The sequence below is a fragment of the Tatumella saanichensis genome (genome assembly GCF_000439375.1).
In the GTDB taxonomy this organism is placed as follows: domain Bacteria; phylum Pseudomonadota; class Gammaproteobacteria; order Enterobacterales; family Enterobacteriaceae; genus Tatumella; species Tatumella saanichensis.
In genome coordinates this window covers 1-15,774 of the sequence record NZ_ATMI01000051.1, presented here as the reverse complement: position 1 = coordinate 15,774, position 15,774 = coordinate 1, and the positions used below count along the sequence as shown (strand labels likewise).

Genomic DNA, 15,774 nt, shown 5'->3' with positions numbered 1-15,774 from the left:
ACAGAAGGCGGGGTGAAAGAGAGAGTGACATCGGCAGGCTAAATCGGTTTCCGTTATTTGGGGCATACTTTGGGCTCCTTCATCCTGATGGGCTCTTTTATCGGGTAGGACGGGCTTCCGTAGGTGTAACAGCTGGTTGTTACCTTCACGTCATCGCAGGGCAAAAAGTGCACGGTGATACCGCAGACATCCTGGCCGTTATAGTCAGGAACTGGAACGGTTTTGCTGTGCTGACGATTCTGGGCTTTCATTTTTTTAGCCCAGGCGAGATATTTTTCATCATTGCCCAAACCAGGAGAACCTTCTGTATCCCCTACCCCAGTTTCCCAGTCAATGCGTACTGTCATACCCAGCGTCCAGCGGGCGGGCACGCTGTAGCAGCAACCACCGCCGCCGCCTTGGAAAGGACCAATAATGTCGATGCCCGACTGGTTATCCACGCTGAAATGGTTAATCGCCCATTTGGTATGGTTGATGGCGTCAATGGTTCCACCGCCACCGCCTCCGGCCTGAGCCGCAGGCTGCGAGCATCCGGTCAATAACAGCACACACGCCAGCAGCGGGCTTAACAATAAATATTTCATCTGACTTTCCTTACCGAGGCGGGGCGAAAGAGAGAGTGGCGGCGGCACCCAGGCTAAATCGGTTTCCGTTATTTGGGACATACCTGAGGCTCCTTCATCCTGATGGGCTCTTTTATCGGGTAGGACGGGCTACCGTAGGTGAAGCAACTGGTTGTTACCTTTACGTCATCGCAGGGCAAAAAGTGTACGGTGATACCGCAGACATCCTCACCGTTATAATCAGGTACTGGGACGATCTTGCTGATCTGCCTATCGTTTTTTTTCATTTTGTCCCTCCACTCCCTATATTTTTTTGAATCAGTAAATCCTGGAAAGCCTTTAGTCGATGCCTCCCCTCTTTCCCAGTCAATACGTACCGTCATACCCGGCGTCCAGCGGGCGGGCACGCTATAGCAGCAGCCACCGCCGCCGCCTTGGAACGGACCAATAATGTCGATGCCCGACTGGTTATCCACACTGAAATAATTAATCGCCCACTTGGTATGGTTGATGGCGTCAATGGTTCCACCGCCACCGCCTCCGGCCTGAGCTGCAGGCTGCGAGCAGCCGGTCAACACCAGAACACACGCCAGCAGCGGGCTTAACAATAAATATTTCATCTGGTTTCCCTTACAGAGGCGGGGCGAAAGAGAAAACGGCGGTGGCAGGCTAAATCGATTTCCGTTATTTCGGGCATACTTTGGGCTCCTTCATCCTGATGGGCTCTTTTATCGGGTAGGACGGGCTTCCGTAGGTGTAACAGCTGGTTGTTACCTTCACGTCATCGCAGGGCAAAAAGTGCACGGTGATACCGCAGACATCCTGGCCGTTATAGTCAGGAACTGGAACGGTTTTGCTGTGCTGACGTTTTTGTTCGTCAGCTTTTTTCTTCCAAGCTTTGTATTTAGCTCTATCAGCGAATCCAGGAAAACCTTTAGAGCCACCAACCCCAGTTTCCCAGTCAATACGTACCGTCATACCCGGTGTCCAGCGGGCGGGCGCGCTGTAGCAGCAGCCACCGCCGCCGCCCTGGAACGGACCAATAATGTCGATGCCTGACTGGTTATCCACACTGAAATAATTAATCGCCCACTTGGTATGGTTGATGGCGTCAATGGTTCCACCGCCACCGCCTCCGGCCTGAGCCGCAGGCTGCGAGCAGCCGGTTAACAACAGAACACACGCCAGCAGCGGGCTTAACAATAAATATTTCATCTGACTTTCCTTACCGAGGCGGGGCGAAAGAGAGAGTGGCATCGGCAGGCTAAATTGACTTCCGTTATTTGGGACATACTTGAGGCTCCTTCATCCTGATGGGCTCTTTTATCGGGTAATTAGCATTTCTCGGTGACCAACAACTGGTTGTTACCTTCACGTCATCGCAGGGCAAAAAGTGCACGGTGATACCGCAGACATCCTGGCCGTTATAGTCAGGAACTGGAACGGTTTTGCTGTGCTGACGATTCTGGGCTTTCATTTTTTTAGCCCAGGCGAGATATTTTTCATCATTGCCCAAACCAGGAGAACCTTCTGTATCCCCTACCCCAGTTTCCCAGTCAATGCGTACTGTCATACCCGGCGTCCAGCGGGCGGGCACGCTATAGCAGCAACCGCCGCCACCTCCCTGGAACGGACCAATAATGTCGATGCCCGACTGGTTATCCACGCTGAAATAGTTAATCGCCCATTTGGTGTGGTTGATAGCTTTAATGGTTCCACCAGCCGCAGGCTGAAAGCAGCCGGTTAATAACAAAACACACGTAAGCAGCGGGCTTAACAGTAAATATTTCATCTGACTGTCCTTGTAAGAAAAGAACATTCATAAAGGGTGGGGGTAACGTTGGGTGGGACGTGCAAACACGTGACGTTGGCTGAAATCGCCGACGCCAGGTAGGTTATAAGGCTATTGAGTTTACGGAGGGCATTGCCAATAAGCAGATCGATCTGCGGGGTTATCGGTGTCTTAGACTCGTCATGTCGAGCATTTACCGTCATCGCATTATCCTTCGCGTTGTGACTGTGCATTCCTTGCACCTTGAAGCACTCTACACACAACCCCCGCATAAAGACCCGAAACCGATCACAGTTACCGTCATTGAGTCGAACAAAGGCACCCAATTAAGATTTTTTTCACTAGCAAAGTCACTTGCAGTAACCAATCCGCCATAAAATAGGTGGGAAACGATATACCCACTGAGAATTGGAGAAATGCGACCCGCAGCGGTCGGTGATAACGACTGGCGCTTACGATCAGTGCGCTAATGAAAGGAATGACCACGTGCTCTTAAGAGAGTTGGCAGAGCAATGGAGACAGAAGGACCAACCGATGTTAATTAACCGGTAAAGAGAGTCGCCTCCCAACCCATTTTAGGCGTGGGCTGGCGAAATCAGGGTAAACACTGAGGGGGATAACATTGTGGGGTAAGGATAAAAATGCAAAAGGCCGAAGTCATCAATGACCTCGGCCTTAAACGCAAAAAGCCGGTTCATTTCTGAACCGGCTTCTCTAAATAGTGGCGGAACGGACGGGACTCGAACCCGCGACCCCCTGCGTGACAGGCAGGTATTCTAACCAACTGAACTACCGCTCCGCTTCATTCCCCGTCGGGAACGAGGCGAATATTAATAACCTTCCCCGATGCCGTCAATGCTTTTTCCGCAAAAAACATTCGTTTGACGTTTTTTTAGGCTTAAAGACCGTTTATTCAGCAAATCCAGCCGCTTATACACGCCATAAACAGCTACCGCCCTTTTTCATCACCAGATCAAGCCGTGCTTCATGGGCTGCAACCTCTTCGCCGCTGGCGCGTACCACCCGTAATCCACCGGCGGTTCGGACTTCACGATGAATCACGGCCCCCTCGTTCTGCTGAGACTGATCGCTATCGCTGGCAAAGGTTAAGGTCGTCTGCCCCCCAGTCATGGCTAGGAAGACATCGGAGAGGATCTCGGCATCCAGTAATGCGCCGTGCAGCGTTCGCTTGGTATTGTCGATATCGTATCGAGAGCACAACGCATCAAGGCTGTTACGTTTGCCAGGAAACATCTTCCTCGCCATTAACAGGCTGTCGGTGATCTCACAGAAGGTTTCGGTTTTCTCAATGCCCCGGTTTAGCTTAGAAAACTCATAATCCATAAAGCCGATATCAAAGGACGCGTTATGGATCACCAATTCTGCACCGCGGATATACTCAAGAAACTCATCCGCGACCTGAGCGAAGTCCGGCTTATCCATCAGAAATTCATCGGAGATACCGTGAACGCCAAACGCTTCCGGGTCCACCAGCCGGTCTGGCTTCAAGTAAACGTGGAAATTATTGCCGGTCAGCCGCCGGTTGATCACTTCAACGGCCCCGATCTCGATGATGCGGTGACCTTCATAGTGCACCCCAACCATGTTCATACCGGTGGTTTCTGTATCAAGAACGATCTGGCGGTTTTTTACTGTGCTCATAGGGCCCATTTATGTCAGACTTGGATTTTTAACTACAGGAAGTCTACCAGAGATGCGCAAACAGGTAGAAATTTTCACCGACGGTTCTTGTCTCGGTAATCCGGGACCGGGCGGTTACGGTGCAATTTTACGCTATGGCCAGCATGAAAAAGAGTTCAGTGCCGGATACCGGCTCACCACCAATAACCGTATGGAATTAATGGCCGCCATTGTTGCTCTGGAAGCACTGAAACAACCTTGTGATATCACACTGAGCACCGACAGTCAGTACGTGCGACAGGGTATCACCCAGTGGATTTTTAACTGGAAAAAACGAGGCTGGAAAACCGCCGATAAAAAACCGGTCAAAAATGTCGACCTCTGGCAACGCTTAGATCAAGCCTTACAGTCGCATAAAGTAGATTGGCAGTGGGTAAAAGGCCATGCCGGTCACCCTGAAAATGAGCGCTGCGATGAGCTGGCTCGTCAGGCAGCCGGCGCCCCCACCGGAGAAGATACCGGTTACCCTTCAGGGTCCTGAGGTTTAGCCTCTGAGCACTGCCGGCTCACATTCACGGCGGTGCGTATCCTCGCCCTGCCCGCTGGCAGGCTATTTTTATTCAGCGTCAGTGGATAGGTACGCTTTCTGGCGACCAGAATATTAATACAGCCTAAAGCAGGCAGGTGAGCGCTGAGAAACTGCCCGCCCTGCTTCCGCCAAGGCACCACCTGACAGCCCTTGCGGCAGATAATTTCGTAATTCAACACACTCAGCCAGTCCAATAACCGACCTTGGCTAAACATTTTACTGTTCCACGGAGAGCGGCGGCGGACTCCCGGCAGCAGCTTTCCTGTGCCGAGGAGACTGTAGGGATTAAAGCCGGTCAGGATCATCCAGCCGTCATCAATCAGTACCCGGTCGGCCTCACGCAGCACCTGATGGGGGTCCTGCTCCCAGGCCAAGGCGTGTACCAACAGACACGCATCAATGGATTTACTGAGGAAAGGTAAACGGGTCGCTTCACCGGCCACCTCCCCTCCCGCCTGCCCGGGCTGCAGGGTAAACTGGTGACTGATCGGACAACTGTCTGTCTCCACGGCGGCACTTAACTGCCCCATTTTCAGTAAATGGCTACCGTAAAGTTTACTAAGATAAGGTTGCAGATGCTGATTCAGAGATTGGTTAAAATACTCTCCCCAAGGCATTTCATCCCAGCGTTGTGGAGCCGTCAGACTATAAGGTGTTTTTGCAGGCTTCATTTTTACCATCACATAACAGTCAGGATCACGAGAGGCGTTTATGAATCTAACTTCATGGGTTCTTACCAGCATACCGGCGCTGCAGGACAACTACATCTGGATGCTGAACAATGAGCACCGAGACTGCATCATTGTCGACCCGGGCGATTCACAACCGGTCATCGAAACTATAACAGCAAATGGCTGGCATCCGGTGGCAATATTACTCACCCATCATCACAGCGACCATGTAGGCGGCGTGCCAGCACTGCGTGATCGCTGGCCAGAAATGAGCGTTTACGGGCCACAGGAAACCCTGAATAAAGGCACCACCCATCAGGTCAAAAATGGGGACAGCATCACAATTTTGGATACTGAGTTTCAGGTCATTGCTACACCGGGTCACACCCTCGGCCATGTCTCTTACTACAGTAAACCTTATCTTTTTTGTGGTGATACGTTATTTTCGGGTGGCTGCGGACGGCTTTTTGAAGGCACGGCTACACAAATGGACGAATCTTTTCACAAGCTTAACCAACTGCCCGGTGACACTCTGATATGCTGTGCCCACGAATATACATTATCCAATATGCAGTTTGCCTTAGCAGTGTTACCAGAAAACCCTCAGATACAGAGTTACTATCATAAAATTAAGCAGTTACGTGATAAAAATGAAATGACATTGCCCTCAACACTGGCGACTGAGCGACAGATAAATGTTTTTTTAAAAACACATGACACTGATTTACAAAGAAATATATTGGCTGATACGAAATTACCAGGATCCTGGCAAGTGTTTGCAGCATTGCGCAGTAAGAAGGACAGCTTTTAACATTTTTTATTGTGTTGTCCGGCACGGTAACGTATCATTGCTCGTCTTTTAATCTACTACCAATGATGACACATACATGAAGGCTAAAGCGATCCTATTCGCCTCAGTCTTGCTGGTGGGATGTCAGGCGTCAGGGAAAGATGCAGACGTACCGGTTCAGCATGCACAGAGTCTGTCTTCAGCTGGTCAGGGACAAAATGGACGCTACGGAGACCGATTGTTGTCGCCGCGATGGCAGGATGATGGAACCGGCCTCGCAGAAGACACTAATCTCTGGGCGACCATTAGCGACGAGTTGAAGATGGGGATTCCGGACAATGCGAGAATCCGTGAACAACGAAATAAGTACCTAAGTAATAAGAGCTATCTCCACGATGTAACATTACGGGCAGAACCGTACATGTACTGGATAGTCGGTGAAATACAGAAACGTAAAATGCCGATGGAACTGGTACTGCTACCCATAGTGGAGAGCGCTTTTAACCCGCACGCGACCTCGGCGGCCAATGCCGCAGGTATCTGGCAGATTGTCGGCAGTACGGGTAAAAACTACGGGCTGAAACAAAACCAGTGGTATGACGGGCGACGTGATGTAGTGGCCTCTACCCGGGTAGCCCTGAATATGTTGCAGCGCCTAAACCGCATGTTTAACGGTGACTGGCTGTTAACCGTTGCCGCCTACAACAGCGGTGAAGGGACGGTCCTGAAAGCGATTAAACGCAATAAGGCGCGAGGGAAACCGACAGATTTCTGGGATCTTTCTCTACCGAAAGAAACCGCTGTCTACATCCCTAAGATGCTGGCACTGAGTCAGATCTTGAAAAACAACACCCGTTATGGCGTTCGATTACCGACACCTGACGAAAGCCGTGCTTTAGCACGGGTTGAAGTTGGCCAGCAGATCAAACTGACGCAGGCCGCAGAGATGGCGGGGATTTCGGTCTCTAGCCTAAAAAGCTTCAATGCCGGCTATAAGCGTGGAGCAACAGCACCAAAAGGGATCCAAGGACCTCAGTATATAATGGTGCCAGTGGCCCATGTTGCACAGCTAAAACGTTCGCTGGCGTCAACGGATATTCAGGCGATCCAGCCTGAGCTGATGGCGGATAACACAGGGACGCTGTCCCGCAGTTATAAAGTCCGCTCCGGGGATACCCTCTCTGGGGTAGCGGCTAAAACCGGTATCAGCGTGGCAGCGCTACGCTCGTTTAACGACTTACGCGGTGCGGGTCTCAAAGCGGGACAGGTTCTGAAGTTGAGTACCGGTGAGGCGACAGTAAGTCAGCTGGCCGATAATGGAAACAGTATCACCTACCAGGTTCGCAAGGGTGATTCTCTTTCCAGCATTGCCGCACGGCATGGTGTCAACATCAGGGATGTCAGGCGCTGGAACGCACTGTTAACGGATGAGCGTGATATCCGTCCTGGAGACAAACTGACGCTGTTTGTGAATAACAGCTAACAGTTTCTCCGGATAAAAACGGGCTGATGAGGATCAGCCCGTTTTTTTATTGGGGTCAAAACGAAAATTCCGCCAGCAACGGATTATGATCTGAAGCAGTTGTCTCCAGCACGGTAGCCTTCTCGACACACAAGTCTCGGTAAAAGATAAAGTCCAACGGCTTACCGAATGCTTTACGCCGGTGATCCTGAGGAAAGATCACCTCTCGAAGTTTGAGCTGGCGCATAAACTGATACATCACATGCATCCGCTGTCGGCTCCAAGCATTGAAATCCCCCGCCATTAGCACCGGTCCTTTATGGTGCCTGATCTGCTCGCCGACGACGTCCAACTGTTTACGGTATACATCAATCCCCAAACTAAAATTGACCGCATGGATATTGACGGCCATCAGAAACTGACCGTCCGGCATAGGGTAAACCGTGACCAACGCTGATTTTGCCAATCGCAGTAACGGCTCTTTTTCCCGCAATGGGCAACAATAGATGGCGCGGGTCGCCGCCAGAGTCATTACACCCGAGGGATGCTGAGGCAGCACAAAAGCGGGCACTTGGTCGGCAGACAGATAGTGGCGGGTAGCAAAACTGACCAGTTCCGGCGTGGTCTGCGCCTCTTGCAGTAACACCAGATGACTGTCTCGTCCAAACCCGCGCAATACAGATTGCCAATCATCCCGTTGTTGTTTGAAGATATTCCAGACCAGCACCTTCAGTGTCTGATAGTCCGGTAACTCAATACCGCCTGGCAGGACATGGCTGGCAGGTAACAGCAGGTCCGGAGCAAAGATTCGCTCTACAGGCTGACCCGCACGGTATCGCATGGCATAAGTTTTTTTACGCACCTGGCTTCTGATACTCCCAGAAATAAACAGTCTTTATGATAGTACTCTTATCAATCCTAAGACAGCAGGATCCCTGACAGTTCCTTTCTTTCCTTCTTTTTACAATATACGCTTGCAGATCCGCATGTTTAAATAGCCCGACCTCTGTTTTTATTGCACGAAAAGGATTGATCGTTGAAAGCCACATCAGAAGAATTACTGATTTTCGTGACGGTGGTAGAAAGCGGCAGTTTCAGTCTTGCCGCCGACCGCCTAAATATGGCCACCTCGGCAGTCAGTCGCGGTGTCAAAAGGCTGGAAAATAAATTCGCTATCAGTCTGATGGATCGTACCACCCGGCAGTTCCGTCTTACCCCGGAAGGCGAAGGCTATTATCAACAGGCTCGAGCTATCCTGCAGCAGATGAATGCCGCCGAAGAGCAATTATTAAATAGCCGTAATGCCCCTTCAGGGCTGCTTAAAATAGATGCTGCCACCCCGGTGATGCTGCATTTGCTGACGCCGTTGATCCGACCGTTCCGCGATTGCTATCCACAGATCACGCTATCACTCTGTTCTTCTGAAACCTTTATCAATCTTATTGATCGTAAAGTCGATATCGCGATACACGCCGGCACGCTCAGTGACTCCACGCTACGTGCTCGGCTGCTGCTGACCAGTTATCGTCGACAGGTAGCTTCCCCAGAGTATGTGAGCCGTTACGGCACCCCAGAGACTGTCGCTGCACTGGCCCGACATCATTGCCTCGGTTTCAGTGAACCGGCCACACTCAACCAATGGCCACTGCAGGGGGACGACGGAGAGTTGTTATCTATCACCCCTACCCTGAGCGCCAATAGCGGAGAAACGTTAAAACAACTCTGCCTGCAGGGTAACGGTATCGCCAGCCTGTCAGATTTTATGGTGGATGAAGATATTGCCGCTGGTCGACTGGTTAACCTACTGACTGAAAAAGTGATCCCGGTAGGTATCCCAGTTAACGCAGTCTATTACAGCGATAATGTCGTCAGTCATCGCATCCGAGCATTTATTGACTTTATCAGCCAAAAGCTGGCGAAAACACCGCCCCATCTCACTTAGCTATTTTTCACATAAGCTACTGATATATTAATATCATTTTGTTATATCAATAATGTCTATCAATGTCAGATTGGTTATTTCTCAGTCGCCATCTTCCCCCTTAGCATCAGTTTTTTATTCGGGAGAATGGCGATGCAGCATAGTGGAAAAATCGTATTGGCACTCAGTGCCTTAGTGTTATCCCTTTCAGCACAGGCTGAAACAATTACGATCGGTTATCAGACCGGTGTCGATCCATCCAAAGTCCCGCAAGCCAACGGCACTTATCAGAAAGAGATTGGCCAGCCTCTGGATTGGCGCCGCTTTGACAGTGGTCCTGGGGTCGTCGCGGCACTGGTGTCAGGGGCGATCCAGATAGGTGATCTCGGTTCGAGTCCCTTTGCCGCCGCAGCCTCCCGGGGCGCACCCTTAGTCGCATTCTTGGTGGCCGATCAGATCCAATCTTCAGAAGCTCTGGTGGTACGTAACGGTAGCGGCATTAAAAGCTACGCCGATCTGAAAGGTAAAACACTGGCGACGCCGTTTGTCTCTACCTCACATTTCAGCTTATTGGGTGCGCTGAAACATTGGGGCATTCCGGAGAAAGAGGTCAATATCGTTAACTTACAACCACTGGAAATTGCCGCAGCTTGGCGACGTGGCGACATTGACGGGGCTTTTGTCTGGTCACCTGCCCTAAGTGAAATTAAGAAATCCGGCACCGTGCTGACCGATGCCGCTCAAGTCGGTCAGTGGGGACATCCAACCTTCGAGGTTTGGGTTGCCCGCAAAGATTTTGCGGAAAAGCATCCAGAAGTTCTGAAAAAGTTTGCTGCGGTGACCTTGGGCAGCTTCGATGAATACCGTCAGCACCCTGAAAAATGGGCACAAGACAGTACTTATGCCACTGAAACCGCAAAATTAACCGGCGTCACACCTGCTGATGTCGCAGGGCTTATCGCCGGTAACCGTTATCCTAATGCTCAGGCTCAGGTCAGTCCTGAATTTCTAGGGGGCGGAACCGCGAAAGCCACTGCAGACACCGCGGCGTTTCTCTTCCAGCAAAAGCGTATTCCCAGCGTCCTGACAGACTACAGTCCCTATGTTAGCAGCCGCTTTATTCCCTCCTCTGCACCTTAAGGACAGGCTATGAGTGTTTTATCCGCTAATCATATTAGCCTTGCCTATAGCCGCGGAGCTCAGCGTCTGCCGGTGGTTGAGGATTTTTCTCTGCACCTGGAACAGGGAAAAATAACCGTGTTACTTGGCTCATCCGGGTGCGGAAAATCAACGATTTTAAACATCATTGCGGGTTTTAAAGCACCCGATCACGGAGAAATCACCCTCGATCAGCAGTTACTGACCAAGCCGTCCAAACAGCGGGCCGTAGTTTTCCAAGATGATGCGCTGATGCCATGGTTGAATGCTATCGATAATGTCGCTTTGGGATTGCGTATCCGGGGTCTCGGTAAACAACTTCGGCGCAGCAAAGCACAGCATTATCTGGATCTGGTCGGGCTGGGGGAACATGCACTACGGCCTGTCCATCAGCTTTCTGGGGGTCAACGCCAACGACTGGGACTCGCTCGGGGTCTGGCGGTTCAGCCTGACTTCATATTGCTGGATGAGCCTTTTGGCGCATTGGATGCGCTGACCCGGGAAAAAATGCAGCAGTTACTGTTACGTATCTGGAAAGAGACCGGGGTGGGCGTGCTGTTAATCACACACAGCGTCGATGAAGGCTTATTACTGGCCAGCTCACTGTATGTGCTAAAAGGGCCTCCGCTACAGGTAACGGGACAATATAGCCCGCAATTTTCTCAACGTTTCCGCCAGGGAGAGAGTGTCAGAACCCTGAAAGCTGATCCCGAATTTGCGCAGCAGCGTCAGCAGATCCTCGATCTGCTACTGGAGGAAGATCATGACTAACCGCGCGATCGAACAGGTAAACTCAGCCGGTAAACCCCGCCAGCCGCAGAAACCCTTTCGTATTACCGAACATCCGACGCTAATCTCTTGGTGTACGGTTGGGGTCATCGGCCTGCTATGGGTGGTCGCACCTTATGCCGGCTGGATTAATCCATTATTCTTTCCCACCCTACCACAGTTATTGAAAGCCTTTGATAGCCTCTGGCACCAGGGCTACCTGGATATGACTCTCGGCCAGCATATTGAAGCCAGCCTGTTGCGTATCCTCACCGCGTTGGTCTTTGCACTGATCACCGCGATCCCACTTGGCATTATTATGGGACTAAACCGTGTTGCCAAAGCCGTCGTCGATCCGTTGATCGATTTTTATCGGCCGGTCCCCCCCCTTGCCTACCTACCATTGATTGTTATTTGGTTCGGAATTGGCGAAGTTTCTAAAATTTTGTTGATTTACCTCGCCATATTCGCCCCGCTGGTGATCTCCGCATCTAAAGCAGTGCGTCGTGTCGACCAGAACCGTATTCAGGTCGTACGTTGTCTGGGGGCCAGCTACTGGCAGGTGATCCGTATGGTGATCCTGCCCGCCATATTGCCTGATCTCTTGACCGGACTGAGAATTGCTCTGGGTGTCGGCTGGTCAACACTGGTGGCTGCAGAGTTAATTGCCGCTAACCGAGGGTTAGGTTTTATGGTGGAATCTGCCGCACAATACCTGTCCACAGAGATCGTCGTCGCAGGGATCATCTTGATCGCGGGGATCGCCCTAATTATCGAATTTGGTCTGCGCCAATTACAGAAACATTTCGTCAGTTGGAGTCTACACAATGCCTGAAGTGAGACGTCTTGCCAGTGCCCTAGGCGCTGAAATATCGGGAGTCGATTTAACTCAGCCACTCAGTCCTGAACAGACAGAACAGATCCGGGAACTGTTACGGCAGCATCAGGTGATTTTTTTTCGTAATCAACCGCTGACTCCGGCACGCCAAGCGCAACTGGCCCGTAGTTTCGGAGAGCTACATATCCACCCTATTTATCCGGCATCAGCGGATCATCCAGAAATTATGGTGTTGGATACGGATCTTAACGATTTACGGGATAACGCACTCTGGCACACTGATGTCACCTTTTCACAAACTCCACCACTGGCCTCAGTACTCAGCGCCCGTCAGGTGCCGGAGTATGGCGGAGATACCCTGTGGGCCAGTTGCAGTGCCGCTTATCAGTCGTTATCCGCGCCGCTAAAAACACTGATTGACGGTCTGCATGCTGAACACGATATCAGCCTCTCATTTCCGGTCAGTCGCTTCGCCACCACAGCAGAGGATGCGGCACGCTTTGCCCGCGCCAAAGAACTGAATCCCCCGGTTATCCATCCGGTGGTACGGGTTCATCCGGAAACTGGGGAGAAAGGATTATTCGTTTCAGCCGGTTTCACTCGAAAAATTGTCGAACTGGAAGAGGATGAAAGCCGTGCCTTGCTAGATTTTCTCTTTACACGCAGTACTAAGCCTGAGTTTTGCGTACGTTGGCACTGGCAACAATATGATGTCGCCATCTGGGACAACCGTATTACTCAGCATTATGCCTGCGATGATTATCGACCACAGCGCCGTATAATGCATAGAGCAACCATTATCGGTGATCGCCCTAGCGGACCGAAAGCCTGACTCAGCTCCCCCTTCTCCCTAATGCGGGTAAGGGGGACTCACACGACCGGCACCAAAACTCTCCCTATACACCTCTTACCTCCCCCCAACATTATGTTAAAGATGGCTTTGCTGACAGCATCAATCCCTGAATTTATCTGTTTAAATGTGATGTCGGTCATAAAAATAAGACAGAATCGCGATTCACTGCTATAGATTAAATAGGTAGCTATATTTTCTTCACACGTAAAGGAGGTGCGTTATCCATCTGTTATCTGAACCTGCTTAGCCATAATTCGGCTTTTATTTACTTTTCGCAAGGACACCACTCTTTCCCAATAATCAACACTATAAAGGGTAACTATGACAGACTTAGATCCTCATAAGCAGACCCCCTCAGCAGAACCCACGACTGGCTCTGAAACGACGCCCACTCCCCCTGACAATGCGCTTGCCAGCTTTCTCAGTGCCGATGCCTTTTTGCTTACCGCATCAGGTATAGCGGCTATTGCCGGATTTTTATATGGCTATGATACCGGCATTATCTCCGGCGCCTTATTGCAAATCACCCACGATTTCTCCCTCAGCAGCCATGCTCAAGAGCTGGTCACAAGTGCGATACTGGTTGGGGCAGTCATCGGTGCATTAACATGTGGTAAGTTATCTGGGGTCATCGGCCGCCGATATACCGTAATGACAGTCGCCGCCATTTTTGCTGTTGGCGTAATGGGTTCCGGCTTATCCGGCTCAGCCCTTCAATTAGGGATCGCTCGTATTGTGCTCGGCTTCGCCGTAGGAGGCGCCTCGCAGATTGTCCCAGTGTATATTGCCGAACTGGCCCCACCGGATAAACGCGGTCGTCTGGTCACCTTTTTTAATATCTCTATCGGTACCGGTATTCTGACTGCCGGACTAGTCGGTGCCTTTTTGCAGGACCTGTGGACTTGGCGCATCATGTTTATGGTCGCCGCAATCCCCGCGCTGATCTTGTTGTTCGGCATGCTGCCATTGCCAGAAAGCCCACGCTGGCTGGTCGGACAAAAGCGCATCAAAGAAGCCCGTGTTGCCCTGAACATGGTGCGGGAAACGGATCGTGAAGTACGCCATGAATTGCGTAATATCCAGAAAGTGCATGACAAAGTAGAGCGTAAATCGGTTGCCAGTTGGAAAGATCTTAAGCAACCATGGCTACGTCCTGCACTGATTGCCGGGCTAGGTGTTGCGGCCTTTACCCAGCTGTCAGGCATTGAAATGATGATCTACTACACCCCTACTTTTTTGACTGATGCCGGCTTTAGCCGCGACGCAGCCTTGCACTCCGCGCTAGGGGTCGCAGTGATCTATTTGGTCCTGACCATTACCGGTAAGTTACTGGTTGACCGTATTGGCCGCCGTACCTTGACGCTGTGGATGATGCCAGGTGCGATTATCAGTTTGGTGTTACTGGGGACAGTCTTTATCCTCGACAGTCACGGTGGTCAGTACGGCTGGCTGGTGGTGATCTGCCTGTTTGCTTTTATGGTGTTTAACTCCGGCGGGATCCAGGTTATTGGCTGGCTGGTCGGCTCTGAAGTCTATCCAATGGGTATCCGTGAAAAAGCCACCAGTCTTCATGCTGCCATGTTGTGGGGGTCAAATCTGATCCTAACTGCGACAGCACTGTCACTGGTCAATCTACTGGGTATTGGCGGAGCGATGCTGTTCTACGCACTGTTAAACCTGCTGGGCTTCCTGTTTATCTATTTTATGGTACCGGAAACCAAAGGACGTTCGTTGGAAGAAATCGAAATGTCGTTAAAAGAAGGCAATTTCTACCCGAAAAAGCAGAAAGCAGCGCATAAACAGTCTTAACTCTCTACCTTCGGTCGTCTTGGCCGAAGGTCTCTCCCAGCCCACCACGACACCGTCAGTCATAGCAATAGAACATTCAAATCCTGTATAGTGCTCAGATAAACCACGTTGTCAGAGAACTCGTCATAACTCTTGCCAGTAGAGCCGGACATACCGCGACGCCACTACGCGGAATCATTTACTGAGCGCAATGGTGAGTTCAGGGGAGAGCGAGGCTTTCATCATCACTGGCCCATGCTTGCAGACTAACCAGTAACCTTTATTCAGACGAAAAAAAACCGCACATTACTGTGCGGTTCTTTCAGCATATCAAGGATATGCACTTATTTAAGTGGCGGAACGGACGGGACTCGAACCCGCGACCCCCTGCGTGACAGGCAGGTATTCTAACCAACTGAACTACCGCTCCACCGATTCTGTACTGATTTCAGAAAACGTCTGAATTCAGGTATATCACCTTTCACGTGTCACGGTGAAAGTCACGACCCTAGGGTCTTAATTGGATGCCTGGCAGTTCCCTACTCTCGCATGGGGAGACCCCACACTACCATCGGCGCTACGGCGTTTCACTTCTGAGTTCGGCATGGGGTCAGGTGGGACCACCGCGCTCTTGCCGCCAGGCAAATTCTTTTTCGCTGTGTCCTGTGTCTTTTGCACTGATACCGCGTTAGCTTCCCTCGCGCTGTTCAGTCACATACCGATGTATGCTCCTTCTCATCACTTGGTCGCCGCCTTGTCTCAGCACAAAATCCTTCGGACTCTAGTCCGCAGGCCACAACGTAATTCTTTGTATTAACAATTCTGGAACTCGCTGAAAATTCTTGCGTCTCTCGCAAAACGCCTCTGGCGTTGTAAGGTTAAGCCTCACGGGTCATTAGTACCGGTTAGCTCAATGCATCGCTGCACTTACACATCCGGC

16 protein-coding genes, 2 tRNA genes and 1 rRNA gene are annotated in these 15,774 nt (G+C 51.0%); 9 read left to right on the top strand and 10 right to left on the bottom strand.

The window, feature by feature from the left end:
* Positions 1–53: 53 nt before the first annotated feature.
* The 6 genes from tli1 (DW47_RS0113695) to dnaQ form a co-directional block, all read right to left on the bottom strand.
* Positions 54–584 (bottom strand): T6SS immunity phospholipase A1-binding lipoprotein Tli1-KP, encoded by a 531-nt coding sequence (tli1, locus tag DW47_RS0113695; RefSeq protein WP_029686988.1) that lies wholly within the window; start codon positions 582–584, stop codon positions 54–56.
* A gap of 68 nt (positions 585–652) precedes the next feature.
* Positions 653–1,183 carry a Tli1a family immunity protein gene (locus DW47_RS0113690; protein ID WP_029686987.1) on the bottom strand — a complete coding sequence of 177 codons (531 nt, stop codon included), beginning with the start codon at positions 1,181–1,183 and terminating at the stop codon, positions 653–655.
* Positions 1,184–1,247: 64 nt separating this feature from the next.
* Positions 1,248–1,778, bottom strand: coding sequence for a Tli1a family immunity protein (locus tag DW47_RS0113685; RefSeq protein WP_029686985.1), 531 nt, complete (start codon positions 1,776–1,778; stop codon positions 1,248–1,250).
* 64 nt (positions 1,779–1,842) lie between these two features.
* Positions 1,843–2,355, bottom strand: a complete 513-nt coding sequence (gene tli1, locus DW47_RS0113680; protein WP_029686984.1) for a T6SS immunity phospholipase A1-binding lipoprotein Tli1-KP — start codon at positions 2,353–2,355, stop codon at positions 1,843–1,845.
* Between the two features lie 722 nt (positions 2,356–3,077).
* Positions 3,078–3,154: transfer RNA gene (locus tag DW47_RS0113670), tRNA-Asp, on the bottom strand.
* A 131-nt stretch (positions 3,155–3,285) separates the two neighbouring features.
* Positions 3,286–4,017, bottom strand: coding sequence for a DNA polymerase III subunit epsilon (dnaQ, locus tag DW47_RS0113665; RefSeq protein WP_029686982.1), 732 nt, complete (start codon positions 4,015–4,017; stop codon positions 3,286–3,288).
* Between dnaQ and rnhA the strand changes: the two genes are divergently transcribed.
* Positions 3,971–4,537 (top strand): ribonuclease HI, encoded by a 567-nt coding sequence (gene rnhA, locus DW47_RS0113660; RefSeq protein WP_161606714.1) that lies wholly within the window; start codon positions 3,971–3,973, stop codon positions 4,535–4,537. The genes dnaQ and rnhA overlap by 47 nt on opposite strands.
* On the opposite strand, the gene DW47_RS0113655 is transcribed toward rnhA, so the two are convergent.
* Positions 4,519–5,256, bottom strand: coding sequence for a methyltransferase domain-containing protein (locus tag DW47_RS0113655; RefSeq protein ID WP_029686980.1), 738 nt, complete (start codon positions 5,254–5,256; stop codon positions 4,519–4,521). The genes rnhA and DW47_RS0113655 overlap by 19 nt on opposite strands.
* A gap of 40 nt (positions 5,257–5,296) precedes the next feature.
* Between DW47_RS0113655 and gloB the strand changes: the two genes are divergently transcribed.
* Together gloB and mltD are read left to right on the top strand one after the other, a co-directional pair.
* Positions 5,297–6,067 (top strand): hydroxyacylglutathione hydrolase, encoded by a 771-nt coding sequence (gene gloB, locus DW47_RS0113650; RefSeq protein ID WP_029686979.1) that lies wholly within the window; start codon positions 5,297–5,299, stop codon positions 6,065–6,067.
* A gap of 76 nt (positions 6,068–6,143) precedes the next feature.
* The gene (mltD, locus tag DW47_RS0113645; protein ID WP_029686978.1) at positions 6,144–7,529 is read left to right on the top strand and encodes a murein transglycosylase D; all 1,386 of its coding nucleotides are present in this window, start codon (positions 6,144–6,146) and stop codon (positions 7,527–7,529) included.
* A 55-nt stretch (positions 7,530–7,584) separates the two neighbouring features.
* Here mltD and DW47_RS0113640 read toward each other — a convergent pair whose 3' ends face one another.
* Positions 7,585–8,370, bottom strand: coding sequence for an endonuclease/exonuclease/phosphatase family protein (locus tag DW47_RS0113640; RefSeq protein WP_029686977.1), 786 nt, complete (start codon positions 8,368–8,370; stop codon positions 7,585–7,587).
* 174 nt (positions 8,371–8,544) lie between these two features.
* Here DW47_RS0113640 and yafC point away from each other — a divergent pair, with 174 nt between their 5' ends.
* The 6 genes from yafC to DW47_RS0113610 all read left to right on the top strand — a co-directional run bounded on the left by yafC (position 8,545) and on the right by DW47_RS0113610 (position 14,855).
* Positions 8,545–9,450 (top strand): DNA-binding transcriptional regulator YafC, encoded by a 906-nt coding sequence (gene yafC / locus DW47_RS0113635; protein WP_029686976.1) that lies wholly within the window; start codon positions 8,545–8,547, stop codon positions 9,448–9,450.
* A gap of 132 nt (positions 9,451–9,582) precedes the next feature.
* Complete coding sequence (tauA, locus tag DW47_RS0113630) at positions 9,583–10,569, top strand: taurine ABC transporter substrate-binding protein (RefSeq protein ID WP_206537851.1); 987 nt, start codon at positions 9,583–9,585, stop codon at positions 10,567–10,569.
* A 9-nt stretch (positions 10,570–10,578) separates the two neighbouring features.
* The gene (locus tag DW47_RS0113625) at positions 10,579–11,358 is read left to right on the top strand and encodes a taurine ABC transporter ATP-binding protein (protein ID WP_029686973.1); all 780 of its coding nucleotides are present in this window, start codon (positions 10,579–10,581) and stop codon (positions 11,356–11,358) included.
* Positions 11,351–12,190 (top strand): ABC transporter permease subunit, encoded by an 840-nt coding sequence (locus DW47_RS0113620; protein ID WP_051150971.1) that lies wholly within the window; start codon positions 11,351–11,353, stop codon positions 12,188–12,190. Before DW47_RS0113625 ends, DW47_RS0113620 begins: the two co-directional genes overlap by 8 nt.
* Positions 12,183–13,025: a taurine dioxygenase gene (gene tauD / locus DW47_RS0113615; protein WP_029686971.1), complete on the top strand. Its 843-nt coding sequence runs from the start codon at positions 12,183–12,185 to the stop codon at positions 13,023–13,025. Before DW47_RS0113620 ends, tauD begins: the two co-directional genes overlap by 8 nt.
* 342 nt (positions 13,026–13,367) lie before the next feature.
* A complete protein-coding gene (locus DW47_RS0113610) occupies positions 13,368–14,855 on the top strand; it encodes a sugar porter family MFS transporter (RefSeq protein WP_029686970.1) in 1,488 nt (495 codons plus the stop codon).
* 332 nt (positions 14,856–15,187) lie between these two features.
* On the opposite strand, the gene DW47_RS0113605 is transcribed toward DW47_RS0113610, so the two are convergent.
* Together DW47_RS0113605 and rrf are read right to left on the bottom strand one after the other, a co-directional pair.
* A tRNA-Asp gene (locus DW47_RS0113605) sits at positions 15,188–15,264 on the bottom strand.
* A 96-nt stretch (positions 15,265–15,360) separates the two neighbouring features.
* Positions 15,361–15,476: ribosomal RNA gene (gene rrf / locus DW47_RS0113600) — 5S ribosomal RNA — on the bottom strand.
* Positions 15,477–15,774 lie beyond the last annotated feature (298 nt).

Bases quoted from the DNA above. Each gene is read 5' to 3' on its own strand.
- tli1 (WP_029686988.1), bottom strand. From the start codon at position 584: ATGAAATATTTATTGTTAAGCCCGCTGCTGGCGTGTGTGCTGTTATTG.
- DW47_RS0113690 (WP_029686987.1), bottom strand. From the start codon at position 1,183: ATGAAATATTTATTGTTAAGCCCGCTGCTGGCGTGTGTTCTGGTGTTG.
- DW47_RS0113685 (WP_029686985.1), bottom strand. From the start codon at position 1,778: ATGAAATATTTATTGTTAAGCCCGCTGCTGGCGTGTGTTCTGTTGTTA.
- tli1 (WP_029686984.1), bottom strand. From the start codon at position 2,355: ATGAAATATTTACTGTTAAGCCCGCTGCTTACGTGTGTTTTGTTATTA.
- dnaQ (WP_029686982.1), bottom strand. From the start codon at position 4,017: ATGAGCACAGTAAAAAACCGCCAGATCGTTCTTGATACAGAAACCACC.
- DW47_RS0113655 (WP_029686980.1), bottom strand. From the start codon at position 5,256: ATGAAGCCTGCAAAAACACCTTATAGTCTGACGGCTCCACAACGCTGG.
- gloB (WP_029686979.1), top strand. From the start codon at position 5,297: ATGAATCTAACTTCATGGGTTCTTACCAGCATACCGGCGCTGCAGGAC.
- mltD (WP_029686978.1), top strand. From the start codon at position 6,144: ATGAAGGCTAAAGCGATCCTATTCGCCTCAGTCTTGCTGGTGGGATGT.
- tauA (WP_206537851.1), top strand. From the start codon at position 9,583: ATGCAGCATAGTGGAAAAATCGTATTGGCACTCAGTGCCTTAGTGTTA.
- DW47_RS0113625 (WP_029686973.1), top strand. From the start codon at position 10,579: ATGAGTGTTTTATCCGCTAATCATATTAGCCTTGCCTATAGCCGCGGA.
- DW47_RS0113620 (WP_051150971.1), top strand. From the start codon at position 11,351: ATGACTAACCGCGCGATCGAACAGGTAAACTCAGCCGGTAAACCCCGC.
- tauD (WP_029686971.1), top strand. From the start codon at position 12,183: ATGCCTGAAGTGAGACGTCTTGCCAGTGCCCTAGGCGCTGAAATATCG.
- DW47_RS0113610 (WP_029686970.1), top strand. From the start codon at position 13,368: ATGACAGACTTAGATCCTCATAAGCAGACCCCCTCAGCAGAACCCACG.